The organism is Kitasatospora sp. NPDC056184 (genome assembly GCF_042268405.1).
In the GTDB taxonomy this organism is placed as follows: Bacteria; Actinomycetota; Actinomycetes; order Streptomycetales; family Streptomycetaceae; genus Kitasatospora.
Window position 1 is genome coordinate 85,361 of the sequence record NZ_JBHJUI010000011.1, and the last position, 26,329, is coordinate 111,689.

At 71.4% G+C, this 26,329-nt stretch carries 21 protein-coding genes; 14 read left to right on the forward strand and 7 right to left on the reverse strand.

Annotated features, from left to right (window positions below; all coding sequences use genetic code 11):
• The first annotated feature begins 22 nt into the window (after window positions 1-22).
• The 3 genes from uvrB (at window position 23) to ACFC0B_RS22390 (ending at window position 4,208) form a co-directional block, all read left to right on the forward strand.
• Window positions 23-2,119, forward strand: a complete 2,097-nt coding sequence (gene uvrB, locus ACFC0B_RS22380; RefSeq protein WP_376088363.1) for an excinuclease ABC subunit UvrB — start codon at window positions 23-25, stop codon at window positions 2,117-2,119.
• Window positions 2,120-2,390: 271 nt separating this feature from the next.
• Window positions 2,391-2,972 carry a TerD family protein gene (locus ACFC0B_RS22385; RefSeq protein WP_376088366.1) on the forward strand — a complete coding sequence of 194 codons (582 nt, stop codon included), beginning with the start codon at window positions 2,391-2,393 and terminating at the stop codon, window positions 2,970-2,972.
• Window positions 2,973-3,224: 252 nt separating this feature from the next.
• Window positions 3,225-4,208: a TerC family protein gene (locus tag ACFC0B_RS22390; protein WP_376088369.1), complete on the forward strand. Its 984-nt coding sequence runs from the start codon at window positions 3,225-3,227 to the stop codon at window positions 4,206-4,208.
• A 76-nt stretch (window positions 4,209-4,284) separates the two neighbouring features.
• Here the strand turns inward: ACFC0B_RS22390 and ACFC0B_RS22395 are convergent, their stop codons facing one another.
• Complete coding sequence (locus tag ACFC0B_RS22395) at window positions 4,285-4,938, reverse strand: MBL fold metallo-hydrolase (RefSeq protein ID WP_376088372.1); 654 nt, start codon at window positions 4,936-4,938, stop codon at window positions 4,285-4,287.
• A 57-nt stretch (window positions 4,939-4,995) separates the two neighbouring features.
• On the reverse strand, window positions 4,996-5,748 hold the full coding sequence (locus ACFC0B_RS22400; protein WP_376088375.1) for a maleylpyruvate isomerase family mycothiol-dependent enzyme: 753 nt from the start codon (window positions 5,746-5,748) through the stop codon (window positions 4,996-4,998).
• A 278-nt stretch (window positions 5,749-6,026) separates the two neighbouring features.
• Between ACFC0B_RS22400 and uvrA the strand changes: the two genes are divergently transcribed.
• The 11 genes from uvrA (at window position 6,027) to ACFC0B_RS22455 (ending at window position 19,100) form a co-directional block, all read left to right on the forward strand.
• Window positions 6,027-8,945 (forward strand): excinuclease ABC subunit UvrA, encoded by a 2,919-nt coding sequence (gene uvrA, locus ACFC0B_RS22405; RefSeq protein ID WP_376088378.1) that lies wholly within the window; start codon window positions 6,027-6,029, stop codon window positions 8,943-8,945.
• Window positions 8,946-9,059: 114 nt separating this feature from the next.
• The gene (locus ACFC0B_RS22410; protein ID WP_376088381.1) at window positions 9,060-9,494 is read left to right on the forward strand and encodes a Rieske (2Fe-2S) protein; all 435 of its coding nucleotides are present in this window, start codon (window positions 9,060-9,062) and stop codon (window positions 9,492-9,494) included.
• A 51-nt stretch (window positions 9,495-9,545) separates the two neighbouring features.
• Window positions 9,546-11,612, forward strand: coding sequence for an excinuclease ABC subunit UvrC (gene uvrC, locus ACFC0B_RS22415; protein ID WP_376088383.1), 2,067 nt, complete (start codon window positions 9,546-9,548; stop codon window positions 11,610-11,612).
• 118 nt (window positions 11,613-11,730) lie between these two features.
• On the forward strand, window positions 11,731-12,642 hold the full coding sequence (gene rapZ, locus ACFC0B_RS22420) for an RNase adapter RapZ (RefSeq protein WP_376088386.1): 912 nt from the start codon (window positions 11,731-11,733) through the stop codon (window positions 12,640-12,642).
• A gap of 138 nt (window positions 12,643-12,780) precedes the next feature.
• On the forward strand, window positions 12,781-13,854 hold the full coding sequence (gene yvcK / locus ACFC0B_RS22425; RefSeq protein WP_376088972.1) for a uridine diphosphate-N-acetylglucosamine-binding protein YvcK: 1,074 nt from the start codon (window positions 12,781-12,783) through the stop codon (window positions 13,852-13,854).
• Window positions 13,845-14,825 (forward strand): DNA-binding protein WhiA, encoded by a 981-nt coding sequence (gene whiA / locus ACFC0B_RS22430; protein ID WP_148642545.1) that lies wholly within the window; start codon window positions 13,845-13,847, stop codon window positions 14,823-14,825. The genes yvcK and whiA overlap by 10 nt, the downstream gene beginning before the upstream one ends.
• Window positions 14,826-15,132: 307 nt before the next feature.
• A complete protein-coding gene (gene gap, locus ACFC0B_RS22435; RefSeq protein ID WP_376088389.1) occupies window positions 15,133-16,137 on the forward strand; it encodes a type I glyceraldehyde-3-phosphate dehydrogenase in 1,005 nt (334 codons plus the stop codon).
• 151 nt (window positions 16,138-16,288) lie between these two features.
• Window positions 16,289-17,491, forward strand: a complete 1,203-nt coding sequence (locus ACFC0B_RS22440) for a phosphoglycerate kinase (protein ID WP_376088392.1) — start codon at window positions 16,289-16,291, stop codon at window positions 17,489-17,491.
• 7 nt (window positions 17,492-17,498) lie between these two features.
• Window positions 17,499-18,284 (forward strand): triose-phosphate isomerase, encoded by a 786-nt coding sequence (tpiA, locus tag ACFC0B_RS22445; RefSeq protein WP_376088395.1) that lies wholly within the window; start codon window positions 17,499-17,501, stop codon window positions 18,282-18,284.
• 87 nt (window positions 18,285-18,371) lie between these two features.
• A complete protein-coding gene (secG, locus tag ACFC0B_RS22450; RefSeq protein WP_376088398.1) occupies window positions 18,372-18,608 on the forward strand; it encodes a preprotein translocase subunit SecG in 237 nt (78 codons plus the stop codon).
• Window positions 18,609-18,812: 204 nt separating this feature from the next.
• Window positions 18,813-19,100: an RNA polymerase-binding protein RbpA gene (locus tag ACFC0B_RS22455; protein WP_243436955.1), complete on the forward strand. Its 288-nt coding sequence runs from the start codon at window positions 18,813-18,815 to the stop codon at window positions 19,098-19,100.
• Window positions 19,101-19,163: 63 nt separating this feature from the next.
• Here ACFC0B_RS22455 and pgl read toward each other — a convergent pair whose 3' ends face one another.
• From pgl to tkt, 5 genes are all read right to left on the reverse strand, one after another.
• Window positions 19,164-19,952, reverse strand: coding sequence for a 6-phosphogluconolactonase (gene pgl, locus ACFC0B_RS22460; protein ID WP_376088401.1), 789 nt, complete (start codon window positions 19,950-19,952; stop codon window positions 19,164-19,166).
• The gene (gene opcA, locus ACFC0B_RS22465; protein ID WP_376088403.1) at window positions 19,949-21,070 is read right to left on the reverse strand and encodes a glucose-6-phosphate dehydrogenase assembly protein OpcA; all 1,122 of its coding nucleotides are present in this window, start codon (window positions 21,068-21,070) and stop codon (window positions 19,949-19,951) included. The genes pgl and opcA overlap by 4 nt, the downstream gene beginning before the upstream one ends.
• The gene (gene zwf / locus ACFC0B_RS22470; RefSeq protein WP_376088976.1) at window positions 21,067-22,605 is read right to left on the reverse strand and encodes a glucose-6-phosphate dehydrogenase; all 1,539 of its coding nucleotides are present in this window, start codon (window positions 22,603-22,605) and stop codon (window positions 21,067-21,069) included. Before zwf ends, opcA begins: the two co-directional genes overlap by 4 nt.
• Before the next feature lie 76 nt (window positions 22,606-22,681).
• Window positions 22,682-23,836 (reverse strand): transaldolase, encoded by a 1,155-nt coding sequence (tal, locus tag ACFC0B_RS22475; protein WP_376088406.1) that lies wholly within the window; start codon window positions 23,834-23,836, stop codon window positions 22,682-22,684.
• 88 nt (window positions 23,837-23,924) lie between these two features.
• Entirely contained in the window at window positions 23,925-26,021 is a 2,097-nt protein-coding gene (gene tkt / locus ACFC0B_RS22480) for a transketolase (protein ID WP_376088409.1), read from the reverse strand.
• Between the last annotated feature and the right edge of the window lie 308 nt (window positions 26,022-26,329).

Genomic DNA, 26,329 nt, shown 5'->3' on the forward strand with positions numbered 1-26,329 from the left:
TGGTGGGTCGTACGGTGGAGGCGTGCGACCCATCACGAGTATTGAGCGGTCAGTGGCGCCCTTCGAGGTCGTCAGTCCCTACCAGCCCAACGGTGACCAGCCGGCGGCGATCGCGGAGCTGGAGCGGCGGATCCGGGGCGGGGAGAAGGACGTCGTCCTGCTCGGTGCCACCGGTACCGGCAAGTCGGCCACCACGGCCTGGATGATCGAGAAGCTGCAGCGGCCCACCCTGGTGATGGCGCCGAACAAGACGCTGGCCGCGCAGTTGGCGAACGAGTTCCGCGAGCTGCTGCCGAACAACGCGGTCGAGTACTTCGTCTCGTATTACGACTACTACCAGCCCGAGGCGTACGTCCCGCAGACGGACACCTACATCGAGAAGGACTCCTCGATCAACGAGGAGGTCGAGCGGCTGCGGCACTCGGCGACCAACTCGCTGCTCACCCGCCGGGACGTGATCGTGGTCGCGTCGGTCTCCTGCATCTACGGCCTCGGCACGCCGCAGGAGTACGTGGACCGGATGGTGCAGCTGAAGGTCGGCGAGGAGATCGACCGGGACGTGCTGCTGCGGCGCTTCGTCGACATCCAGTACACCCGCAACGACCTCGCCTTCACCCGCGGCACCTTCCGGGTGCGCGGCGACACCATCGAGATCTTCCCGGTCTACGAGGAGCTGGCCGTCCGGATCGAGATGTTCGGCGACGAGATCGAGGCGCTCTACACGCTGCACCCGCTCACCGGTGAGATCATCAGCCAGCCCGAGGCCATCCACGTCTTCCCGGCCTCGCACTACGTCGCGGGCCCGGAGCGGATGGAGCGCGCGGTCAACGACATCGAGAAGGAGCTGGAGGAGACCCTCGCCCGGATGGAGAAGCAGGGCAAGCTCCTGGAGGCCCAGCGGCTGCGGATGCGCACCACCTACGACATCGAGATGCTCCGCCAGATCGGCACCTGCTCCGGCGTGGAGAACTACTCGATGCACTTCGACGGCCGCGAGCCCGGCTCCCCGCCGAACACCCTGCTCGACTACTTCCCGGACGACTTCCTCCTGGTGATCGACGAGTCGCACGTCACCGTCCCGCAGATCGGCGCGATGTACGAGGGCGACGCCTCGCGCAAGCGCACCCTGGTCGAGCACGGCTTCCGGCTGCCGTCGGCGATGGACAACCGCCCGCTGAAGTGGGAGGAGTTCCTGGAGCGGATCGGCCAGACCGTCTACCTGTCGGCGACCCCGGGCCCGTACGAGCTGTCGCGGGGCGACGGCCAGGTCGAGCAGATCATCCGTCCGACCGGTCTGATCGACCCCGAGGTGATCGTCAAGCCGACCGAGGGCCAGATCGACGACCTGGTGCACGAGGTCCGCAAGCGGGTGGAGAAGGACGAGCGCGTCCTGGTCACCACGCTCACCAAGAAGATGGCCGAGGACCTCACCGACTACATGCTCGGCCTGGACATCCGGGTGCGGTACCTGCACAGCGACATCGACACGCTGCGCCGCGTCGAGCTGCTGCGCGAGCTGCGGGCCGGCGAGTACGACGTGCTGGTCGGCATCAACCTGCTCCGCGAGGGCCTGGACCTCCCGGAGGTCTCCCTGGTGGCGATCCTGGACGCGGACAAGGAGGGCTTCCTGCGCTCCGGCACCTCGCTGATCCAGACCATCGGCCGTGCCGCCCGCAACGTCTCCGGCCAGGTCCACATGTACGCGGACCGGATCACCCCGTCGATGGAGAAGGCCATCGAGGAGACCAACCGGCGCCGGGAGGTCCAGCAGGCGTACAACAAGAAGCACGGGATCGACCCGCAGCCGCTGCGCAAGAAGATCGGCGACATCCTGGACACCCTCGCCCGCGAGGACGTGGACACCGGCGAGCTGCTGTCCAGCGGCTACCGCGGCACGGGCGGGAAGGGCGGCAAGGCCCCGGTGCCGGCGCTCGGCGCCGAGCGCAAGCCGGCGAAGTCGCTGCCGGCGGCCGAGCTGGCCGAGCTGATCCAGTCGATGACCGAGCGGATGCACGCCGCCGCGGTCGACCTCCAGTTCGAGGTGGCGGCCCGGCTGCGGGACGAGGTCAAGGAGCTGAAGAAGGAGCTGCGGCAGATGCGCGAGGCCGGTATCGCCTGAGCCGGGCCCGGTGGGCCCCGGCGCGTTCGCGCCGGCCTCCCCGCCGGGCGTGGCCGGTTCCGTTCCCGGTCAAGCCCGGCGGTGTCTCAGCCCTGCCACAAAGGGGTACGGGGCGGGCAGCGGGTTCGACCGCAGGGCCTAGGCTGGCTTGCGGTGCCGCCCTGGACGGGCGGCCGGAAGAGGGGGCCTCAGCCGGGGGACGGCAACGGGGTGTTCCACCGTGGAGCCGGCGCGGGGGTGCCCGCGCGGCCGGGCAGAGAGGACATGCGCCGTGTCGGTGAACCTTGCCAAGGGCCAGCGGGTCAGCCTGCAGAAGGGGCCGGGGGAGACGCTCACCGTGGTCCGGATGGGCCTGGGCTGGAAGGCGGCGCCCCGGCGGGGCCTGTTCGGCAGCCGGACCCGGCAGATCGACCTGGACGCCTCGGCGCTGCTGTACGCCGGGCGGACCCCGTCCGACGTGGTGTTCTTCCAGCACCTGGAGAGTTCCGACGGCTCCGTGCGGCACACCGGCGACAACCTGGTGGGCGGGTCCGGCGCCGGGGAGGACGACGAGTCGATCCTGGTCGACCTGGCGCACGTGCCGCCGCAGATCACCCAGGTGGTGTTCACGGTCAGCTCGTACACCGGGCAGACCTTCGCCGAGGTGCGGAACGCGCACTGCCGGCTGGTGGACGAGTCGACCGGGCTGGAGCTGGCCCGCTACGAGCTGACCGGCGGCGGCCCGCACACCGGCCAGATCATGGCGAAGGTGTTCCGGGACGGCAGCGGGGGCTGGGAGATGCAGGCGATCGGCGCCCCGGCCAAGGGGCGGACCTTCCAGGACCTGCTGCCGGCCATCGAGCCGTTCCTGTAGCGGGACCCGGCCGGGGCGCGGACCGGCCGGAGGTTCTGACGGGCCTTTACCTTCTTTACCTTTCCTTGGCGGTGCTGTTACCCTTCTTGGCAGCGGAGGGGAGTATTCCCACGCAGCCGTCCCCGTCATCACGGGCACCCGTCGCGGTGCCCCGGGGCGCTGGTCCGCGGGTGCGCGGCCGCGCGCCCGACGGGCGGAAGAGACCTCCGGCAGTGACGATGACTGTCTCGCCTACCTGCCGGAGGAGCAGTAGTGGACGTTTCCGTAAGCCTCTGGGTCGGCACCATCGTGGTGCTGTTGGCCCTGATCACCGCCGATTTCTTCATCGGCGGCCGCAAGCCGCACGAGGTGTCGATCAAGGAAGCCGGTATCTGGACCACGGTCTGGATCGTGCTGGCGGCGATCTTCGGCGGTTTCCTCTGGTGGCACTCCGGCGCGACGCCGGCCGGTGAGTTCTTCGCCGGCTACATCACCGAGAAGTCGCTCAGCGTCGACAACCTCTTCGTGTTCATCCTGATCATGGGCAAGTTCGCGGTGCCCAGGATCTACCAGCAGCGCGTGCTGATGTTCGGTGTGATCATCGCCCTGGTGCTGCGCGCGGTCTTCATCGCCGGCGGCGCCGCGCTGGTCGCGCAGTTCTCCTGGGTGTTCTTCATCTTCGGCGGCTTCCTGATCTGGACGGCGTGGAAGCTGATCAAGGAGGCGCGGGCCGACGAGGAGGACGAGGAGTTCGAGGAGAACCGCCTCCTCAAGTCGATCGAGAAGCGCTTCCCGTCGACCGACAAGTACCACGGCACCAAGCTCTTCATCCGGGAGAACGGCCGCCGGCTGATGACCCCGATGCTGATCGTCATGCTGGCGATCGGCACCACCGACGTCCTGTTCGCGCTGGACTCGATCCCGGCGATCTTCGGCCTGACCCAGGACCCGTACATCGTCTTCACCGCCAACGCCTTCGCCCTCATGGGCCTGCGCCAGCTGTACTTCCTGATCGGCGGCCTGCTGAAGAAGCTGGTCCACCTCTCGTACGGCCTGTCGGTGATCCTCGGCTTCATCGGCGTGAAGCTGGTGCTGCACGCGCTGCACGAGCAGGGCGCGCACGTGCCGGAGATCGGCATCCCGTTCTCGCTGGGCTTCATCGTGGTCGTCCTCGCCGTCACCACCGTGACCAGCCTGATGGCCTCCAAGCGGGCGGCCCTGGCCGAGCCGGAGGAGCCGCAGAAGCTGGACGCCTGACGAGGCGCCCCCGCGAACGGGGCGGGCCCGGGACCGAGCAGTGGTCGCGGGCCCGCCCCGTTCCGCGTCCGGACGCCTACCAGCCCCGCTCGCGCCACTCGGCCAGGTGCGGGCGCTCGGCGCCGAGGGTGGTGTCGTTGCCGTGGCCGGGGTAGACCCAGGCCTCGTCCGGCAGGACGTCGAAGACCTTCTCGTTGACGTCCCGGAAGAGGCTCGCGAAGGCCTCCTTGTCGCCCCAGGTGTTGCCGACCCCGCCGGGGAACAGGCAGTCGCCGGTGAACACGTGCGGGTGGCCCTGCGGGTCGTCGTACACCAGCACGATCGCCCCGGGCGTGTGGCCGACCAGGTGCCGGACGGTGAGGGCGCAGCGGCCCACCGCGAGGGTGTCGCCGTCCGCGAGCGGCAGCGCGGTGGGGACGTCGATGCCCTCCGCGTCGTGCTCGCCGGCCGCGGTGCGCGCGCCGGTGGCGGCGACCACCTCCTCCAGCGCGCCCCAGTGGTCGCGGTGCCGGTGGGTGGTGACGACGGTGGCCAGGCTGGGGCCGACCGACTCCAGCAGCACCGGCGCGTCCGCCGCCGCGTCGATCAGCAGCTGCTCGTCGGTGTCGCGGCAGCGCAGCAGGTAGGCGTTGTTGTCGTAGGGGCCGACCGCCACCTTGGTGATGATCAGGTGCGCCAGCTCGCGCACGTCCGGCGGCCCGCCGACCTTGACCGCTCCGTGGTACGTCATCCGTCCGCTCCTTGTCGGGCTACAGGTTCACGGTCATCCTCGCGCCTGGGGGGCCGCTCAGCCCAGCGGGGGGAGGGCCGGGAGGGGGGTGTCGGGGGTGCGGCGCAGGCCGTCGCCGTCGGCGCGCCCGGAGAGCCAGGCGAGCAGGGCGCGGACGGGGCCCTCGACGGCCAGGACCGGGGTGCCGGTGCCGATCACGGCGCGCTCGGCGGTGTCCTCGGCGAACAGCTCGACGGCGGGCAGGTCGGCGCCGGACAGCTTGCCGGCGAGGCGGCGGAACTCGGCGGAGGCGAACTCCGCCGGCCAGTGCGCCGGGGTGTAGCCGGCGTCCAGGTCGACGTGGTGGTACTCGACCTCCATCAGGCGCCTCCAGGGGATCTCGCGGGCCGGGAAGAGGTAGCCGCTGCGGTGCCGGACCTCGGCGGTCCAGGCCCCGGCGGGCAGCAGGGCGGCGGCCGCGGCGAAGCGCCCGCCGCTGTCGCGCAGGTCGGCGAGCTGGACCTCCGCCGGGCGGGGCGCGCCCTCCTCGATGTCCCGGTCGCGGGCCTCCCCGCTCGGGTACTGCGGGATGTCGGTGCCGGTGCGGGCGCCGTCCAGCAGGTTGACCAGGGAGTCGGCGTTGCGGGCGAGGTGGGCCAGGACGTGGCCGCGGGTCCAGCCGGGCAGCGCGGAGGGCTCGGCGACGGCCTCGGGCTTGAGCTCGGCGGCGGTGTGCAGCAGCTGCCGGGTGGCCTCCTCGACCAGTGCGAGGTAGCGCGCGGCGGTGGCGGAGGCCGCGGCGGACCGCGGGTCGGTGCTCGGATCGGTCATCGGATCGGCCTTCCGTGGGGACGGTGCGTTGCCCGGGCGGGGCTCCGCTCGTTGAGGGAGTGACGTCCGGACGACGCTACCGTCGTTTCGCGGTGCTGAGCAGGGGCTTTTGCGGGCCGTACGTCAAGGCTCCGCAGACCGTCCTCACTCGTTCGGGTGGACCCGGCTGGACATGGTCGTTAATCGAACGCCTGAGCTAGTAGGCTGGCTGCCGCATCCTGGAAGAAGCACAGTTTCGTTCCCCAGCCCTCTCGCCCCGGAGAAAGGCGCCAGAAGCAGTGGCCGACCGCCTCATCGTCCGCGGTGCTCGCGAGCACAACCTCAAGAACGTCTCGCTCGACCTGCCCCGCGACTCCCTCATCGTCTTCACGGGCCTCTCCGGCTCCGGCAAGTCCTCGCTCGCCTTCGACACCATCTTCGCGGAGGGCCAGCGCCGCTACGTCGAGTCGCTGTCGTCCTACGCCCGCCAGTTCCTCGGCCAGATGGACAAGCCCGACGTGGACTTCATCGAGGGGCTCTCCCCGGCCGTCTCGATCGACCAGAAGTCCACCAACCGCAACCCGCGGTCGACCGTCGGCACCATCACCGAGGTCTACGACTACCTCCGCCTGCTGTTCGCCCGGATCGGCAAGCCGCACTGCCCGCACTGCGGCCGCCCGATCGCCAAGCAGTCCCCGCAGGCCATCGTCGACAAGGTGCTCGAACTCGCCGAGGGCACCCGCTTCCAGGTGCTCAGCCCGGTGGTGCGCGAGCGCAAGGGCGAGTTCGTCGACCTCTTCGCCGACCTCCAGTCCAAGGGCTACGCCCGCGCCCGGGTGGACGGCGAGACGGTCCAGCTCGCCGAGCCGCCCAAGCTGAAGAAGCAGGAGAAGCACACCGTCGAGGTGGTGATCGACCGCCTCACCGTCAAGGAGAGCGCCAAGCGCCGCCTGACCGACTCGGTGGAGACCGCCCTGCGGCTCAGCGGCGGCATGGTCGTGCTCGACTTCGTCGACCTCCCCGAGGACGACCCCGAGCGCGAGCGGATGTACTCCGAGCACCTCTACTGCCCCTACGACGACGTGTCGTTCGAGGAGCTGGAGCCGCGCTCGTTCTCCTTCAACTCGCCGTTCGGCGCCTGCCCGGACTGCTCCGGCCTCGGCAACCGGATGGAGGTGGACCCGGAGCTGGTGGTGCCCGACGAGGAGCGCTCGCTGGACGAGGGCGCCATCCACCCGTGGTCCGGCGGCCACACCAAGGAGTACTTCCAGCGGCTGATCGACGCCCTCGCCGGCGAGCTGGGCTTCCGCACCGACATCCCCTGGGCCGGGCTGCCGGCCCGCGCCAAGAAGGCGCTGCTGTACGGGCACAAGCACCAGGTGCAGGTCCGCTACCGCAACCGCTACGGGCGCGACCGCTCCTACAGCACCGGCTTCGAGGGCGCGGTGCCGTTCATCCAGCGCCGCCACCAGGAGGCCGAGAGCGACTCCAGCCGCGAGCGCTTCGAGGGCTACATGCGCGAGGTGCCCTGCCCGACCTGCCGGGGCACCCGGCTCAAGCCGGTGGTGCTCGCGGTCACCGTCGAGGGCCGGTCGATCGCCGACGTCTCCTCGATGTCGATCAGCGACTGCTCGGACTTCCTCGGCGCGATGAAGCTGAACGCCCGCGACAAGCAGATCGCCGAGCGCGTCCTCAAGGAGGTCAACGAGCGGCTGCGCTTCCTGGTCGACGTCGGCCTGGACTACCTCTCGCTCGACCGCGCGGCCGGCACCCTCTCCGGCGGCGAGGCCCAGCGCATCCGGCTCGCCACCCAGATCGGCTCCGGCCTGGTCGGCGTGCTCTACGTGCTGGACGAGCCGTCCATCGGCCTGCACCAGCGCGACAACCACCGGCTGATCGAGACCCTCGTCCGGCTGCGCGACATCGGCAACACGCTGATCGTCGTCGAGCACGACGAGGACACCATCAAGATGGCCGACTGGGTGGTCGACATCGGCCCCGGCGCCGGCGAGCACGGCGGCAAGGTGGTGCACTCCGGCTCGCTGAAGCAGCTGCTCGCCAACAAGGAGTCGCTGACCGGCCAGTACCTCTCCGGCAAGCGCTTCATCCCGATCCCGGACGAGCGCCGCGCGCGGGACCGGAAGCGCCAGCTCACCGTGCACGGCGCCCGCGAGCACAACCTCAAGGACGTCACGGTCGGCTTCCCGCTCGGGACCTTCACCGCGATCACCGGCGTCTCCGGCTCGGGCAAGTCCACCCTGGTCAACGACATCCTCTACACCCACCTCGCCCGGGAGCTGAACGGCGCCCGCACGGTGCCCGGCCGGCACACCCGGATCACCGGCACCGAGCTGGTGGACAAGGTGGTGCACGTCGACCAGTCGCCGATCGGCCGCACCCCGCGCTCCAACCCGGCCACCTACACCGGCGTGTTCGACCACGTCCGGCGGCTGTTCGCGGAGACCCAGGAGGCCAAGGTCCGCGGCTACCTGCCCGGCCGGTTCTCCTTCAACGTCAAGGGCGGCCGCTGCGAGAACTGCTCCGGCGACGGCACCATCAAGATCGAGATGAACTTCCTGCCGGACGTCTACGTGCCGTGCGAGGTCTGCCACGGCGCCCGGTACAACCGGGAGACGTTGGAGGTCCACTACAAGGGCAAGTCCATCGCCGAGGTGCTGGACATGCCGATCGAGGAGGCGCTCGGCTTCTTCGAGGCCGTCCCGGCGATCGCCCGCCACCTGCGGACGCTCAACGACGTCGGCCTCGGCTACGTCCGGCTCGGCCAGTCCGCGCCGACCCTCTCCGGCGGCGAGGCCCAGCGCGTCAAGCTCGCCTCCGAGCTGCAGAAGCGCTCCACCGGCCGGACCGTCTACGTGCTGGACGAGCCCACCACCGGTCTGCACTTCGAGGACATCAGCAAGCTGATCAAGGTGCTCACCGGCCTGGTGGACAAGGGCAACACGGTGATCGTCATCGAGCACAACCTCGACGTCATCAAGACCGCCGACTGGATCGTCGACATGGGCCCCGAGGGCGGCTCCGGCGGCGGCAGCGTGGTCGCCGAGGGCACCCCCGAGGAGATCGCCGCCGTCCCGGAGAGCCACACCGGCAAGTTCCTGCGCGACATCCTGCCCGGCGACTTCGCCGACGCCCCGGTCAAGGCGCCGGCCAAGGCCCGCGCCCCGCGCAAGCGGGCGGCCGCAGCGGCCAAGAAGTAGCCCGGACACGATCGCAACCGCCCCCGGACGCGCCGGGGGCGGTTGCCGTGAGGACGCATAGACTTCCCGGCGGTCCGCAGCCCGCGGGCCACCGTGCGACCAGGAGTGAACGACATGTCCGAGGCCCCCGAAGGCGCCGCCCCCACCCGCCGCACCCTGCTCTGCGGAGCCGCGGCCGTCCTCGCGGCCGGCGGCACCCTCGCCGTCTCCGGCTGCTCCTCGTCCTCCTCCGACTCCGGCTCCGCCGCCAAGACCCCGGTCGACGTCGGCCCCGCCTCCGCCGTCCCGGTCGGCGGCGGCACCGTCTACCGCGAGAAGAAGATCGTCGTCACCCAGCCCGCCGAGGGCCAGTACAAGGCGTTCAGCGCCAAGTGCACCCACGCCGGCTGCATCGTCGACCAGGTCAAGAACCAGAAGATCCAATGCCCCTGTCACGGCAGCCTGTTCGGCATCACCGACGGCGCCGTGCTGGACGGCCCGGCCCCCACCCCGCTGCCCGAGTACACCGTGGCGGTCGAGGGCGGCAACCTCAAGGTGACCCCGCGCTGAAGCAGTTGATCTCCCGCACGCGCCCCCGGCCGGAGTCGGTACGGTGGACCCATGGCTGACCCGTCCACCTACCGCCCGGCTCCGGGTGCGATCCCCACCTCGCCCGGTGTCTACAAGTTCCGCGACGCCCACGGGCGGGTCATCTACGTCGGCAAGGCCAAGAGCCTGCGGCCCCGGCTCTCCTCCTACTTCCAGGACCTCGCCGGGCTGCACCCGCGCACCGCGACCATGGTCACCACCGCCGCCTCGGTGGAGTGGACCGTCGTCGCCACCGAGGTCGAGGCGCTCCAGCTGGAGTACTCCTGGATCAAGGAGTTCGACCCCCGGTTCAACGTCAAGTACCGCGACGACAAGAGCTATCCGGAACTCGCCGTCACCCTCAACGAGGAGTACCCCCGGGTCCAGGTGATGCGCGGGGCGCACAAGAAGGGCGTGCGCTACTTCGGCCCCTACGGCCACGCCTGGGCGATCCGCGAGACCGTCGACCTGCTGCTGCGCGTCTTCCCCGTCCGCACCTGCTCCAACGGCGTCTTCAAGCGCGCCCGCCAGGTCGGCCGCCCCTGCCTGCTCGGCTACATCGGCAAGTGCGCCGCCCCCTGCGTCGGCCGGGTCTCGCCCGAGGAGCACCGCGCCCTCGCCGAGGACTTCTGCGACTTCATGGCCGGCCGCACCGGCAACTACCTGCGCCGGCTGGAGACCGAGATGCAGGAGGCCGCCGCCGACCTGGAGTACGAGAAGGCGGCCCGGCTGCGCGACGACATCGGCGCGCTCAAGCGGGCCATGGAGAAGAACGCCATCGTCCTCGCCGACGCCACCGACGCCGACCTGCTGGCCGTCGCCGAGGACGAACTGGAGGCCGCCGTCCAGATCTTCCACGTCCGCGGCGGCCGGGTCCGCGGCCAGCGCGGCTGGGTCACCGACAAGGTCGAGGACGTCGACACCGCCGGCCTGGTCGAGCACGCCCTCCAGCAGCTCTACGGCGGCGGCAGCGAGTCCGTCCCCCGCGAGGTGCTCGTCCCCGCCCTCCCGGCGCCCGTCGAGCCGGTCCGCGACTGGCTGAGCGGCCTGCGCGGCGCCCAGGTCGACCTGCGCGTCCCGCAGCGCGGCGACAAGAAGGACCTCATGGCCACCGTGCAGCGCAACGCCCAGCAGGCGCTCGGGCTGCACAAGACCAAGCGCGCCTCCGACCTCACCACCCGCAGCCGCGCCCTCCAGGAGATCGCCGAGGCGCTGGAGCTGGACAGCGTCCCGCTGCGCATCGAGTGCTTCGACATCTCCCACCTCCAGGGCGAGGACGTGGTCGCCTCCATGGTGGTCTTCGAGGACGGCCTGGCCCGCAAGAGCGAGTACCGCCGCTTCCAGATCAAGGGCTTCGAGGGCCAGGACGACGTCCGCTCGATGCACGAGGTGATCAGCCGCCGCTTCCGCCGCTACCTCCAGGAGCGCGAGCAGACCGGCGAGTGGGCCGTCCCCGAGGAGGCCGAGGGCCCGGAGGAGGACGGCCACCGCCCCGAGGACGGCCCGCGCACCGAGGACGGCCCGCGCACCGAGGACGGCCGCCCCAAGCGCTTCGCCTACCCGCCCCAGCTGCTCGTCGTCGACGGCGGCCAGCCCCAGGTCGCCGCCGCCCGGCGGGCCCTGGACGAGCTCGGCATCGACGACGTCGCGCTCTGCGGTCTGGCCAAGCGGCTGGAGGAGGTCTGGCTGCCCGGCGAGGACGACCCGGTCGTGCTCCCGCGCAGCAGCGAGGGCCTCTACCTGCTCCAGCGGGTCCGCGACGAGGCCCACCGCTTCGCCATCACCTACCAGCGCGGCAAGCGTTCCAAGCGACTCACCGCCGGAGAACTGGACTCCGTCCCCGGCCTCGGCGAGACTCGCCGTCAGGCGCTGCTCAAGCACTTCGGCTCGCTGAAGAAGCTCCGGGCGGCCACCGTCGACGAACTCTGCGCGGTCCCCGGCATCGGCCGGCGGACGGCGGAGACCGTTGCGGCGGCGTTGTCGTCCCGTACACCTGCCGCACCAGCCGTGAACACCGCCACGGGCGAGATCATCGAGGACGGCGCCGACGAGCCGGCGCCCGCGGCGCCCGAGACCGCACCCATCCAGGAGACGCCATGACGGCCGACGCCGCCCGTCAGCCGGCGCGCCCCGGACCCACTCGTCCGAGTGAGCCGGGGAAGCACGCCCGCGCGACGCGCGTTCTCCACAGCAGAACCACCGAGAGCGGGGAACCGAAGTGACCGTGTCCGATTACGGGGGGACCGCCCGGCCCGAGGCCGTCGGCGAGAACACCCCGGAGCTGGTGATCATCTCCGGCATGTCCGGAGCGGGCCGCTCCACCGCCGCCAAGTGCCTTGAGGACCTGGGCTGGTTCGTGGTGGACAACCTCCCCCCGGCCCTCATCCCGACCATGGTCGACCTCGGCGCCCGCTCCCAGGGCAACGTCGCCCGGATCGGCGCCGTCGTGGACGTCCGCGGCCGGCAGTTCTTCGACGACCTGCTGACCTCCCTGGACGAGCTGGAGAAGCGCGGCGTTCGGCTGCGCGTCGTCTTCCTGGACTCCTCCGACGAGGCCCTCGTCCGCCGCTTCGAGAGCGTGCGCCGCCCGCACCCGCTCCAGGCGGACGGCCGGATCGTCGACGGCATCGCCCAGGAGCGCGACCTGCTGCGCGAGCTGCGCGGCGAGGCTGACCTGGTGATCGACACCTCCAACCTCAACGTCCACCAGCTGCGCGCCAAGCTCGACGCCCAGTTCGCCGACCACGACGAGCCCGAGCTGCGCGCCACGGTGATGTCCTTCGGCTTCAAGTACGGCCTGCCGGTCGACGCCGACCTCGTGGTGGACTGCCGCTTCCTGCCCAACCCGCACTGGGTGCCCGAACTCCGGGCCCGCACCGGGACCGACGCGGACGTCGCCGACTACGTCTTCCAGCAGCCCGGGGCCAACGAGTTCCTCAACGGCTACGCCGAGCTGCTGCGCATTGTCACCGAGGGCTATCGACGCGAGGGGAAGCGTTACATGACCCTTGCCGTAGGCTGCACCGGTGGCAAGCACCGCAGTGTCGCGATGTCCGAGCGCCTGACGAAGCGTCTCATCGCCGACGGAGTGGAGACGGTGCTGGTCCACCGTGACATGGGACGGGAGTAGCCGCCGCACCCTGCCGGGCCGCCGGCGGAGGTCGGCGGCGGGCAAGAGGAACGCGAGGTAGGTGTGACGGGATACGTGCCCGGGCGGCAGTTCCAGAACAGGACCGCCGACCGGAGTGGGGCCCCGGCCCGGTCCACCGTGACCGGCCGGCCCCGCTCCGGGGCGGCCCGCACCGGCCCGTCCCGTCCCCACCCGGCGCCCCGGACCAGTCATGCCGCCCGGACCAACCAGGCCCCGCGGATCACCGCGCTCGGCGGCGGCCAGGGCCTGTCCGCCTCGCTCTCCGCGCTGCGCCGGCTCACCACCGACCTCACCGCCGTGGTCACCGTCGCCGACGACGGCGGCTCCAGCGGCCGGCTGCGCGAGGAGCTCGGGGTGCTGCCCCCCGGCGACCTGCGCAAGGCGCTCGCCGCGCTGTGCGGCGACGACGACTGGGGCCGCACCTGGTCCGAGGTGATCCAGCAGCGCTTCACCGGCTCCGGCGAGCTGGGCGGCCACGCCGTCGGCAACCTGCTGATCGTCGCGCTCTGGGAGAAGCTCGGCGACCCGGTCGCCGCCCTGGACTGGGTCGGCCGGCTGCTCAACGTGCAGGGCCGGGTGCTGCCGATGTCGGCGGTGCCGCTGGACATCGAGGCGGTCGTCCGCGGCCACGACCCGGCCTTCCCGACCGAGCTCGGCGCCGTCCGCGGCCAGGCCAACGTCGCGGTCACCCCCGGAACCGTGCAGTCCGTCCGGCTCCTGCCGGACGAGCCGCCCGCCGTGCCGGAGGCGGTCACCGCCGTCCGGGAGGCGGACTGGGTGGTGCTCGGCCCCGGCTCCTGGTTCACCAGCGTGCTGCCGCACCTGCTGGTGCCCGAGCTGGCCAAGGCGCTGGTGGAGACCCGCGCCCGCCGCCTGCTCACCCTGAACCTGGCCCCGCAGCCCGGCGAGACCGAGGGCTTCACCCCGCAGCGCCACCTGGAGGTCATCGCCGACCACGCCCCCGCGCTCGCGGTGGATGCGATCCTGGTGGACGAGCGCGCCGTCACCGGCGGCGCCTTCGGCCAGGCGGACCTGGCCGGACTGGAACAGGCCGCCGAGCGGATGGGAGCAGCCCTGGTGCTCGGCCGGGTCGCCCGTACCGACGGCACGCCGCGACACGACCCGGAGCTCTTGGCGGCCGCGTACGACCGGATTTTCCGGACACATGGAAGGATCGGGCCATGGCGATGACTCCAGCGGTGAAGGACGAAATCAGCCGGCTCCCGGTCACCCGGGCCTGCTGCCGCAAGGCGGAGGTGTCGGCGATCCTGCGATTCGCGGGCGGGCTGCACATCGTGAGCGGCCGGATCGTGATCGAGGCGGAGCTCGACACCGGAGCCGCCGCGCGGCGTCTGCGCAAGGACCTGCTGGAGATCTTCGGACACTCCTCGGACCTGGTCGTGATGGCCCCCGGCGGGCTGCGGCGCGGCAGCCGCTACGTGGTCCGGGTGGTCAAGGACGGCGAGCTGCTCGCCCGCCAGACCGGTCTCGTGGACGGCCGCGGCCGCCCGATCCGCGGTCTGCCCCCGGCCGTGGTCTCCGGGGCCACCTGCGATGCCGAGGCGGCCTGGCGCGGGGCCTTCCTGGCGCACGGCTCGCTCACCGAGCCCGGCCGCTCGTCCTCGCTGGAGATCACCTGCCCCGGTTCGGAGGCCGCCCTCGCCCTGGTCGGCGCCGCCCGCCGGCTCGGCATCCCGGCCAAGGCCCGCGAGGTGCGCGGGGTCGACCGGGTGGTGATCCGCGACGGCGACGCGATCGGCGCGCTGCTGACCCGGCTCGGTGCGCACGAGTCGGTGCTGGCCTGGGAGGAGCGCCGGATGCGCCGCGAGGTGCGGGCGACCGCCAACCGGCTGGCCAACTTCGACGACGCCAACCTGCGCCGCTCGGCCCGGGCCGCGGTGGCGGCCGGCGCCCGGGTGCAGCGCGCGCTGGAGATCCTCGGCGAGGAGGTGCCCGAGCACCTGGCCGCGGCCGGCCAGCTGCGGATGCAGCACAAGCAGGCCTCGCTGGAGGAGCTGGGCGCGCTCGCCGACCCGCCGCTGACCAAGGACGCGGTGGCCGGCCGGATCCGCCGGCTGCTGGCGATGGCCGACAAGCGCGCCTCCGAACTCGGCCTGCCGAGTACCGAGGCCAACCTCACCGACGAGATGGCGCTCAACTGACGCCGACGGCCACGCCCGGTGCCGAACCCTCCGCCGGTGTCCGCTTCCGCGGGCACCGGCGGAGCCGTGTCCGGAGGGTGGGACGGGGCGCCGCCGCGGGCCCCGTCCGGAGGCCGGGACCAACTGCCCGCGAAGGCAGGGTCGGACGGCCCGGAATTGTTGTGAACACGCGCCACGCCAGGGGTTGCGCGGGCGCCTGATGTGCTCTACCCGGCCTCGGAGGGGTAGGGTCATAGGCGGTCGGGGACATCCCAAAATTCCACCCCGTCGGCATAGCGTCCGGCGTACCTAATGAGGAGATCGGTTCGTGACGATCCGGGTAGGCATCAACGGATTCGGCCGCATCGGCCGCAACTTCTTCCGTGCGGTTCAGGCCCAGGGCGCGGACATCGAGATCGTCGGTGTCAACGACCTGACCGACACCAAGACCCTGGCGCACCTGCTCAAGTACGACTCGATCCTGGGCACCTTCCCGGGCGAGGTGTCGCACACCGCCGACAGCATCACCGTCGACGGCAAGACCTTCAAGGTCATCGCCGAGCGTGACCCGGCCAACCTCCCCTGGGGCGAGCTGGGCGCGGACGTCGTCATCGAGTCGACCGGCATCTTCACCAAGGCCGAGGCGGCCAAGAAGCACGTCACCGCCGGCGCCAAGAAGGTCATCATCTCGGCGCCCGCCACCGACGAGGACATCACCGTCGTCATGGGCGTCAACGACGAGAAGTACGACGCCGCGAAGCACACCATCATCTCCAACGCCTCCTGTACCACCAACTGTGTGGCGCCGCTGGCCAAGGTGCTGAACGAGAGCTTCGGCATCGTCAAGGGTCTGATGACCACGGTGCACGCGTACACCAACGACCAGGTCACCCTGGACTTCCCGCACAAGGACCTGCGTCGCGCCCGCGCCGCGGCCCTCAACATCATCCCGACCTCGACCGGTGCCGCCAAGGCGACCGCCCTGGTCCTGCCGGAGCTCAAGGGCAAGCTGGACGGCACCTCGCTGCGCGTCCCGGTCCCGACCGGTTCGATCACCGACCTGGTCGTCACCCTGGAGCGCGACGTCACCGTCGCCGAGGTCAACGAGGCCTTCAAGAAGGCCTCCGAGACCACCCTCAAGGGCATCCTGCAGTACACCGAGGACCCGATCGTCTCCTCCGACATCGTGAACTCGCCGTTCTCCACGATCTTCGACTCGCTGCTGACGATGGCCCAGGGCAACCAGGTCAAGATCTTCGGCTGGTACGACAACGAGTGGGGCTACTCGAACCGCCTCGTCAACCTGACCACCCTCGTCGGTGCCGGGCTCTGACGTAGCGGGAGCTGACGTGAAGTAGGGGGGAGGGCCCGGAAGGCATGTGCGAAGCCGACCGGGCCCTCCGTCTGCGCACCCTCAACTCCCCATTGACGGCACAACGTTGTGCCGTCGCCTGCTCCACCATCTCGCCAGGAGACCGAAGACCGTGAAGACCATCGAAGACCTGGACGTCGCCGGTAAGCGCGTGTTCGTGCGTGCGGACCTGAACGTTCCGCTTTCCGACGGCACGATCACCGACGACGGCCGGATCCGTGCCGTCGCCCCGACCATCGCCAAGCTCGTCGAGCGTGGCGCGAAGGTCGTCGTCGCCTCCCACCTCGGCCGCCCCAAGGGCGCGCCGGACCCGCAGTTCTCCCTCGCGCCGGTGGCCGTCCGCCTCGGCGAGATCCTCGGCACGCCGGTCGCCTTCGCGGCCGACACCGTGGGCGAGAGCGCGAAGGCCACCGTCGCCGCCCTGGCCGACGGCGAGGTCACGCTGCTGGAGAACCTGCGCTTCAACGCCGGTGAGACCAGCAAGGACGACGCCGAGCGCGCGGCGTTCGCCGCCCGGCTGGCCGAGCTGGCCGACCTCTACGTGGGCGACGGCTTCGGTGCGGTGCACCGCAAGCACGCGTCGGTGTTCGACCTGCCGGCCCTGCTGCCGCACGCGGTCGGCGACCTGATCGCCACCGAGGTGGGCGTGCTCAAGCGCCTCACCGAGGAGGTCGAGAGCCCGTACGTGGTGGTGCTCGGCGGCTCCAAGGTCTCCGACAAGGTCGGCGTGATCGAGAACCTGCTGAAGAAGGCCGACCGGATCCTGATCGGCGGCGGCATGGTGTTCACCTTCCTCAAGGCCCAGGGCCACGAGGTCGGCGTCTCGCTGCTGCAGGAGGACCAGATCCCGACCGTCCAGGGCTACCTGGCGGAGGCGAAGGAGCGGGGCGTCGAGTTCGTCCTGCCGACGGACGTCCTGGTCTCCACCGGGTTCCCGGACGTCAAGACCAAGGCCCCGGCCACCTACTCGGTCGTCGCCGTGGACGCGATCCCGGCCGACCAGCTGGGTCTGGACATCGGCCCGGAGAGCCGCGAGCTGTTCGCGGCGAAGCTGGCCGACGCGAAGACGGTGTTCTGGAACGGCCCGATGGGCGTCTTCGAGCACCCGGACTTCGCCGGCGGCACCGCGGCCGTCGCGCAGGGCCTGCTCGACAGTGACGCGTTCTCCGTGGTCGGCGGCGGGGACTCCGCCGCGGCCGTTCGCATCCTGGGCTTCGACGAGACGAAGTTCGGGCACATCTCGACCGGCGGTGGCGCGAGCCTGGAGTACCTGGAGGGCAAGCAGCTCCCCGGTCTCACCGCCCTGGAAGGCTGAATCACGCATGACTGAGCGTCTCCCGCTGATGGCGGGCAACTGGAAGATGAACCTCAACCACCTTGAGGCCATCCAGCACACCCAGAAGCTGGCCTTCGCGCTGGCCGACAAGGACTACGCGGCGGTCGAGGTGGCCGTCCTCGTGCCGTTCACCGACCTCCGCTCGGTGCAGACCCTGGTCGACGGCGACAAGCTGAAGATCAAGTACGGCTCGCAGGACATCTCGCAGCACGACGGCGGTGCCTACACCGGCGAGGTCTCCGGCCCGATGCTGGCCAAGCTGAAGTGCGCCTACGCGGTGATCGGCCACTCGGAGCGCCGCCAGTACCACGGCGAGAACGAGGAGATCGTCAACGCCAAGGTCAAGGCCGCCTACCGCAGCGGGATCACCCCGATCCTGTGCATCGGCGAGCCGCTGGAGGTCCGCAAGGCCGGCACCCACGTCGCGCACACCCTGGCCCAGCTCGACGGCGCCCTGCAGGACGTCCCGGCCGCGGACGCCGAGTCCATCGTGGTCGCCTACGAGCCGGTCTGGGCGATCGGCACCGGCGAGGTGGCGACCCCCGAGGACGCCCAGGAGGTCTGCGCCGCGATCCGCGCGCGGATCGCCGAGCTGTACGACGCCGAGCTGGCCGGCAAGGTCCGGGTGCTCTACGGCGGTTCGGTGAAGTCGTCGAGCGCGGCCGGCCTGATGGCCAAGCCGGACATCGACGGCGGTCTGATCGGCGGAGCCTCGCTGGACGCCGAGGAGTTCGTCAAGATCGTGCGCTACCGTGAGCAGGCAGTAGGCTAACGCCGCCGCAGCAACGTAGGCTTTGGGGCCGGACCACCTGTCGTGGTCCGGCCCCTTCGCCGAAGATACGAGAGAGTTGGTCCCGTCGTGGTTATCGGGTTCTCGATTGCCCTGATCGTCTTCAGCCTGCTGATGATCCTGCTGGTGCTGCTGCACAAGGGGAAGGGCGGCGGTCTGTCGGACATGTTCGGTGGCGGCGCGATGTCCACCGGCGGCGGCTCGGCGGTGGCCGAGCGCAACCTGGACCGCATCACGATCGTGGTCGGCCTGGCCTGGTTCGCCAGCCTCCTGGTGCTCGGCCTGGTCCTGAAGTACAAGGGCTGACATACCTCTGACGCCCCGTCGCCCCGCGGCCTATCCTGGAAAGGTCCGGGGCGGAGCCGGTGGTGGCGCATGCTTAACTCCTGCTTACACTAGGACGACTTTCGCCACCGACGCGCGTCGCGCGCGTCGGCGCACCAGCACGCAGGGAGTCAGACCGTGGCAAGTGGCAACGCCATCCGTGGCAGCAGGGTCGGAGCCGGCCCGATGGGTGAGGCGGAGCGCGGCGAATCCGCCCCCCGCAACCGGATCTCCTTCTGGTGCGCGAACAAGCACGAGACCCGGCCGAGCTTCGCGGCCGAAGCGGTGATCCCGGAGACCTGGGACTGTCCGCGCTGCGGCTTCCCGGCCGGCCAGGACGAGCACAACCCGCCCGCGCCGTCCCGCAACGAGCCGTACAAGACCCACCTCGCCTACGTGCGCGAGCGGCGCACCGACGCCGACGGCGAGGCGATCCTCGCCGAGGCGCTGGCGAAGCTCCGCGGCGAGATCTGAGGACGAGGCGAAACACGAAGGGCGCCACCCCGCACGGGGTGGCGCCCTTCGGTGTTCCCCGGCCTAGGCCGAGGCCGGGGGGTACAGCTGGGGCGGCAGCTGGGACGCCGCGGCGCGGTCCAGCAGCCACAGGGTGCGGCCGGTGCCGTGCGCGCCGGAGGCCGGCGCCTGGATCTCGCCGGGGCCGGAGAGGGCGACCGCCACCGCGCCCGCCTTGTCCTCGCCGGCCGCCAGCAGCCAGACCTCGCGGGCACTGCGGATGGCCGGCAGGGTGAGCGAGACCCGGGTCGGCGGCGGCTTCGGCGCACCGCGCACGCCGATCACCGTCAGCTCGGTCTCCCGCACGCCCGGGTGCTCGGGGAAGAGCGAGGCGACATGGGTGTCCGGGCCGACGCCGAGCAGCAGCACGTCGAAGGCGGGGACGCCGGCCCGGTCGCCCGGTCCGGCCGCCGCCGCGAGCTCCTGCGCGTAGCGGGCCGCCGCGGCGTCGACGTCCGAGCCGTCGACGCCGTCCGAGGCGGGCATCTCGTGGACCCGCGCCGGGTCGAGCGGGACGGCGTCCAGCAGCTCGGCGCGGGCCTGGACGGCGTTGCGCTCCGGGTCGCCGGAGGGCAGGTACCGCTCGTCGCCCCACCAGAGGTCCAGCCGCGCCCAGTCGACCGCGTCGCGCGCCGGGGAGGCGGCGATCGCGGCCAGCAGGGCGTTGCCGTTGCGTCCGCCGGTGAGCACCACCGAGGCGGTGCCGCGGGCGGCCTGGGCGTCCACGATCCGGGTGATCAGCCGGGCCGCGGCCGCCTGGGCCATCAGCTCCTTGTCCCGGTGGACGACCAGCTGCGGGGTGGCCGCGGTCATGCCCCGGCCTTCTTGGCGGTGCGCTTGCCGGCCGTCTTCTTCGCGGTGCCGGGGGCCGCCTCGGCGGTCACCCGGGCCGGGTTGGCGACCTGCTCGCCCTCCTGCGCGGGCGCCTGCGTGGACGCCTCGCCGACGACCTCGGTGGCGACCTCGGCGGCCACCGCGTTCGCCGCCGCCTGCTCGGCGTTGTCCGGCTCCTTGAGCCGGTCCACCGGCGTGCGCACGGCGGCCGCGTAGATGTCGTCCGGGTCGAGCCGGCGCAGCTCCTCGGCGATCAGCTCCGAGGTCTCGCGCCGCTTGAGCGCCACCTGGCGGTCCGGCGAGCCGGGCATCGAGAGCGTGCCCATCAGGCCGTCCGGGCGGTCCAGGGTGATGTCCCCGTTCGTGGTGCGCAGGTGCACCGCGGTGATGCCCGGGCCGTTGGTGACGACCCGCTCGACCGGCACGTGCAGCCGGTTGTGCAGCCACAGGCCGAGCAGCTCGACGCTGGGGTTGTACGACTCGCCCTCGACCACCGCGGAGGTGATCGTCGACGGCCGCTGGTCCAGCGCGGCGGCCAGCATCGAGCGCCAGCCGGTGATCCGGGTCCAGGCCAGGTCGGTGTCGCCCGGGGTGTAGCTCTGGGCCCGCTGGGCGAGCTGGCCGACCGGGGACTCGGCGGTGACCGCGTCGGTGATCCGGCGCTGGGCGAGCGCGCCCAGCGGGTCCTGCGCCGGGTGCAGCGGCGCGTTGTCCGGCCACCAGACCACGACCGGGGCGTCCGGCAGCAGCAGCGGCAGGACGACCGACTGGGCGTGCGCGGCGAGTTCGCCGTGCATCCGCAGGACGACGGTCTCGCCGGAGCCGGCGTCGGAGCCGACCAGCACCTCGGCGTCCAGGCGGGTCTCGGCGCGGGCCCGGGGCGAGCGCCCGGCGCGCTTGATGACCGCCAGGGTGCGCGAGGGGTGCTCGCGGGAGGCGTCGTTGGCCGCCTTGAGGGCGTCGTAGGCGCTGCCCTCGTCGGTCACGATGACCAGGGTGAGCACCATGCCGGCGGCGGTGGAGCCGCTGGCCCGGCGCGCCGCCATGAGCGCTGCGTTGATCTTGCCGGACGTGGTGTTCGTGAGGTCGATCTTCATGGCCGGCGCCAGCTCCTGCCGTCTCGTGCGAGCATCTCGTCCGCCTCGGCCGGGCCCCAGGTGCCGGCCGCGTACTCGGCGGGCTTGCCGTGGGCGTCCCAGTACTTCTCGATCGGGTCGAGGATCTGCCAGGAGAGCTCGACCTCCTGGTGGCGCGGGAAGAGGTTGGCGTCACCGAGCAGCACGTCGAGGATGAGCCGCTCGTACGCCTCCGGGGAGGACTCGGTGAAGGACTCGCCGTAGGCGAAGTCCATCGTGACGTCCCGGACCTCGAAGGAGGTGCCCGGCACCTTGGAGCCGAACCGCACGGTGACGCCCTCGTCCGGCTGCACCCGGATGACCAGGGCGTTCTGCCCCAGCTCCTCGGTGGCGTAGGAGTCGAACGGCAGGTACGGGGCGCGCTGGAAGACCACCGCGATCTCGGTGACCCGGCGGCCCAGCCGCTTGCCGGTGCGCAGGTAGAACGGCACGCCCGCCCAGCGGCGGTTGTTGATCTCCAGCTTGATGGCCGCGTAGGTGTCGGTCTTGGAGTCCGGGTCGATGCCGTCCTCGTCGAGGTAGCCGCCGACCTCCTCGCCGCCCTGCCAGCCGGCCGTGTACTGGCCGCGCACGGTGTGCAGGCCGAGATCGGCCGGCAGCTTGACCGCGCTCAGCACCTTGAGCTTCTCGGCCACCAGCGCCTTCGGGTGGAAGGACGCCGGCTCCTCGATGGCGGTGAGCGCCATCAGCTGGAGCAGGTGGTTCTGGATGACGTCACGGGCCGAGCCGATGCCGTCGTAGTAGCCGGCCCGGCCGCCGATGCCGATGTCCTCGGCCATGGTGATCTGCACGTGGTCGACGTACGACCGGTTCCAGATCGGCTCGAACATCTGGTTGGCGAAACGGAGCGCCAGGATGTTCTGGACGGTCTCCTTGCCCAGGTAGTGGTCGATCCGGAAGACCTCGTCCCGGGGGAAGACCTCGTGGACGATCCGGTTCAGCTCCTGGGCGGACTCCAGGTCGTGGCCGAACGGCTTCTCGATGACGGCGCGCCGCCAGGAGCCTTGCGGAGGGTCGGCCAGGCCGTGCTTCTTGAGCTGCTGGACGACGGTCGGGAAGAACTTCGGCGGGACGGACAGGTAGAAGGCGAAGTTGCCGCTGGTCCCCTGCGCCTTGTCCAGCTCCTCGATGGTCGCGCGGAGCTTGTCGAAGGCGTCGTCGTCGTCGAAGGTTCCGTGGACGAACCGCATGCCCTTGGCGAGCTGCTGCCAGACCTCCTCGCGGAAGGGGGTGCGGGCGTGCTCCTTGACGGCGTCGTGCACCTCCTGGGCGAAGTCCTCGTCCTTCCACTCGCGGCGGGCGAAGCCGACGAGCGAGAAGCCCGGCGGCAGCAGGCCGCGGTTGGCCAGGTCGTAGACGGCCGGCATCAGCTTCTTGCGGGACAGGTCACCGGTGACCCCGAAGATGACCAGGCCGGACGGCCCCGCGATGCGCGGGAGCCGCCGGTCGGAGGGGTCGCGAAGCGGGTTGACGGGGGCCGACGGGAGGTTGTCCACGTCCGAGTCCGGCGCCAACTCGGGGAAATCAGTGCTCACTTGATGGGCTCCGCTTTCGTGCGCTGTGAGCAGGGGGTCACTTCTCGCCGGCGCCGTGCTGGTCCGACAGCGCGGCGAGCGAGGCGGTGACGGTGTCGAGCAGCTCCTTCCAGGACTGCTCGAACTTCTCGACGCCCTCGTCCTCCAGCACCTGGACCACGTCGTCGTAGTCCACACCGGCGGCGGCGATGGCGTCCATCACGGCCTTGGCGTCGGCGTAGTTGGGGACGATGGTGCCGCCGGTGACCACACCGTGGTCGTCGGTGGCGTCCAGGGTGGCCTCGGGCATCGTGTTGACGGTGCCGGGGGCGACCAGCTCGGTGACGTACAGGGTGTCCGGCAGGGCCGGGTCCTTGACGCCGGTGGACGCCCAGAGCGGGCGCTGCGGCTTGGCGCCGGCGGCCTCCAGGGAGCGCCAACGGGCGGTGCCGGCGGTCTTGCCGTCGACGCTGCCGAAGACCTCCTCGTAGGCCTGGTAGGCGAGGCGGGCGTTGGCCAGGGCGGCCTTGGAGCGGAGGTTCTTGGCCTCGCCGCCGATCTTGTCCAGGCGCTTGTCGATCTCGGTGTCGACGCGGGAGACGAAGAAGGAGGCGACCGACTCGATCTGGGAGAGGTCCAGGCCCTTGGCCTTGGCGGCCTCCAGGCCGGTCAGGTAGGCGTCGATGACGGCCTTGTAGCGCTCCAGCGAGAAGATCAGCGTGACGTTGACGCTGATGCCCTTGCCGATGACCTCGCTGATCGCGGGCAGGCCGGCCTTGGTGGCGGGGATCTTGATGAACACGTTCGGGCGGTCGACCAGCCACCACAGCTGCTTCGCCTCGGCCACGGTGGCGGCGGTCTCGTGGGCCAGCCGCGGGTCCACCTCGATGGAGACCCGGCCGTCGCGGCCGTTGGACGCGTCGTAGACCGGGCGCAGCACGTCGGCGGCGTCGCGCACGTCCGAGGTGGTGATCATGCGGACGGCTTCGTCGGTGGTGACCTTGCGGACGGCGAGGTCGCGCAGCTGGCCGTCGTAGGAGCTGTCGCCGCCGCCGATGGCCTTCTGGAAGATGGTCGGGTTGGTGGTCACGCCCACCACGTGCTTGTGCTGCACCAGCTCGGCGAGGTTCCCGGTGTTCAGCCGCTTGCGGCTGAGGTCGTCCAGCCAGATCGCCACGCCTTCGTCGCTGAGGCGCTTCAATGCGTCAGTCATGGTGCTTCAGTCCCTTGGATTCTGTGCGTGTGGGGGTGGTCGAAGGGCCGCGTACCCGCGGTGCGGGCGGGTACGCGGCCCGGTGCCGCTAGCGGTTGACGGCCTCGAGCGAGCGCAGCGCGTTGTGGGCCTCGGCGACCACGCGCTCGGCGGTGATGCCGAACTCCTCGAAGAGCACCTTGTAGTCGGCGGAGGCGCCGAAGTGCTCCAGCGAGACGATCCGGCCGTGGTCGCCGACCAGCTCGCGCCAGCCCTGGGCGATGCCGGCCTCGACCGAGACGCGGGCCTTGACCGACGGCGGCAGCACGCTGTCGCGGTAGGCCTGGTCCTGCTCCTGGAACCACTCGAAGGACGGCAGCGAGACGACCCGGGTGGCGATGCCCTCGGCCTCCAGGACCTCGCGGGCCTTGACGGCCAGCTGGACCTCGGAGCCGGTGCCGAGCAGGATCACCTGCGGGGTGCCGCTGGAGGCCTCGGCCAGGATGTAGCCGCCCTTCGCGGTGTCCTCGGCGTTGCCGTAGGACACGCGGTCGAAGGTCGGGACGTTCTGGCGGGTGAGCGCCAGGCCGACCGGGCCGGGGTGGGTGGTCTGGCGCTCGATGATCGTGCGCCAGGCGGCGGCGGTCTCGTTGGCGTCGGCCGGGCGGACCACGGACAGGCCCGGGATGGCGCGCAGCGAGGCCAGGTGCTCGACCGGCTGGTGGGTCGGGCCGTCCTCGCCGAGACCGATGGAGTCGTGCGTCCACACGTAGGTGACCGGCAGCTTCATCAGGGCGGCCAGGCGGACGGCCGGGCGCATGTAGTCGGCGAAGACCAGGAAGGTGCCGCCGTAGACGCGGGTCTTCCCGTGCAGCGCGATGCCGTTCATGGTGGAGCCCATGGCGTGCTCGCGGATGCCGAAGTGGATGGTGCGGCCGTACGGGCCGGCCGTCTTCAGCGGGTTGCCCTCGGGGAGGAAGGAGCTGTCCTCGTCGATGGTGGTGAGGTTGGACTCCGCGAGGTCGGCCGAGCCGCCCCACAGCTCCGGGATCACCGCGCCGAGCGCCTTGAGGGTCTCGCCGCTGGCCTTGCGGGTGGCGACGTCCTTGCCGGCCTCGAAGACCGGGACGGCCTTCTTCCAGCCGTCGGGCAGCTCGCGGGCCTCGATCCGGTCGAACTCGGCGGCGCGCTGCGGGTTGGCGGCGCGCCAGGCGTCGAGGGACTGCTGCCACTCGGCGCGGGCGGCCTTGCCGCGCTTGACGACCAGCCGGGCGTGCTCGATGACGTGGTCGCTGACCTCGAAGGTCTTCTCCGGGTCGAAGCCCAGGACCTTCTTGGTGGCGGCGATCTCGGCGGCGCCGAGCGCGGAGCCGTGGGCCTTGGCGGTGTTCTGGGCGTCCGGGGCCGGCCAGGCGATGATCGTGCGCATAGCGATCATCGACGGGCGGGAGGTCTCGGCCTTCGCGGCGGCGAGCGCCTCGGCGAGCGCGGCGACGTCGATGTCCCCGTTGGCCTTCGGCGTGACGCGCTGGACGTGCCAGCCGTACGCCTCGTAGCGCTTGAGGACGTCCTCGGAGAAGGCGGTCTCGGTGTCGCCCTCGATCGAGATGTGGTTGTCGTCGTACAGGGCGACCAGGTTGCCGAGCTTCTGGTGGCCGGCCAGCGAGGAGGCCTCGGCGGAGATGCCCTCCTCCAGGTCGCCGTCGGAGACGATGGCCCAGATGGTGTGGTCGAACGGCGACTCGCCGGCCGGGGCGTCCGGGTCGAACAGGCCGCGCTCGAAGCGGGCGGCCATGGCCATGCCCACGGCGTTGCCGATGCCCTGGCCGAGCGGGCCGGTGGTGGTCTCGACGCCGGCGGTGTGGCCGTGCTCGGGGTGGCCGGGGGTGCGGCTGCCCGCGACCCGGAAGGCCTTGAGGTCGTCGAGCTCCAGGCCGTAGCCGGAGAAGTAGAGCTGGGTGTAGAGCGTCAGGCTGGTGTGACCGGGGGAGAGGACGAACCGGTCACGGCCGACCCAGGAGGGGTCGGTGGGGTCGTGGCGCAGGAAGCGCTGGAAGATGAGGTAGGCGGCCGGGGCCAGCGACATGGCCGTCCCGGGGTGTCCGTTGCCGACCTTCTGAACCGCGTCCATCGCCAGGACGCGGGCCGTGTCGACGGTCCGCTCGTCGAGGTCCGACCACTCGAATGCATTCGGCGTCGTGCTCACCCTGTCTCAGGGCTCCTTCCATGGTGAAGAGTGACCCCGTGAGGGACCGGGTCGGCCACGTCGCTGGGGCCGGACGCTGGGTGGTGCCGGTCACGGAGGGTAGATCCCGCTTCTGTGGGCGAGCCTACCGTCCGGGCCGGGGCTCACCCTCCGTGGTGGGACAACTCAGGCATGTTGGCCGTCATTCCCCGGACGGTCCGTGGACGACCGTGCGCCGGCGCGGCCCGTCCCTTTGTCCACCCTCGCCCGGATCCGTCCGGTTCGCCTCTCCGGGGGCGCGGGACGGGAAGGGGCGGCCCCGCGGGGCC

Bases quoted from the DNA above. Each gene is read 5' to 3' on its own strand.
- ACFC0B_RS22395 (WP_376088372.1), bottom strand. From the start codon at position 4,938: ATGACGTACCACGGAGCGGTCAAGGTCGGCGGGCCGCCGGACGTGCGC.
- ACFC0B_RS22400 (WP_376088375.1), bottom strand. From the start codon at position 5,748: ATGACCGATCCGAGCACCGACCCGCGGTCCGCCGCGGCCTCCGCCACC.
- ACFC0B_RS22410 (WP_376088381.1), top strand. From the start codon at position 9,060: ATGTCCGAGGCCCCCGAAGGCGCCGCCCCCACCCGCCGCACCCTGCTC.
- uvrC (WP_376088383.1), top strand. From the start codon at position 9,546: ATGGCTGACCCGTCCACCTACCGCCCGGCTCCGGGTGCGATCCCCACC.
- whiA (WP_148642545.1), top strand. From the start codon at position 13,845: ATGGCGATGACTCCAGCGGTGAAGGACGAAATCAGCCGGCTCCCGGTC.
- tpiA (WP_376088395.1), top strand. From the start codon at position 17,499: ATGACTGAGCGTCTCCCGCTGATGGCGGGCAACTGGAAGATGAACCTC.
- ACFC0B_RS22455 (WP_243436955.1), top strand. From the start codon at position 18,813: ATGGGTGAGGCGGAGCGCGGCGAATCCGCCCCCCGCAACCGGATCTCC.
- pgl (WP_376088401.1), bottom strand. From the start codon at position 19,952: ATGACCGCGGCCACCCCGCAGCTGGTCGTCCACCGGGACAAGGAGCTG.
- opcA (WP_376088403.1), bottom strand. From the start codon at position 21,070: ATGAAGATCGACCTCACGAACACCACGTCCGGCAAGATCAACGCAGCG.
- tal (WP_376088406.1), bottom strand. From the start codon at position 23,836: ATGACTGACGCATTGAAGCGCCTCAGCGACGAAGGCGTGGCGATCTGG.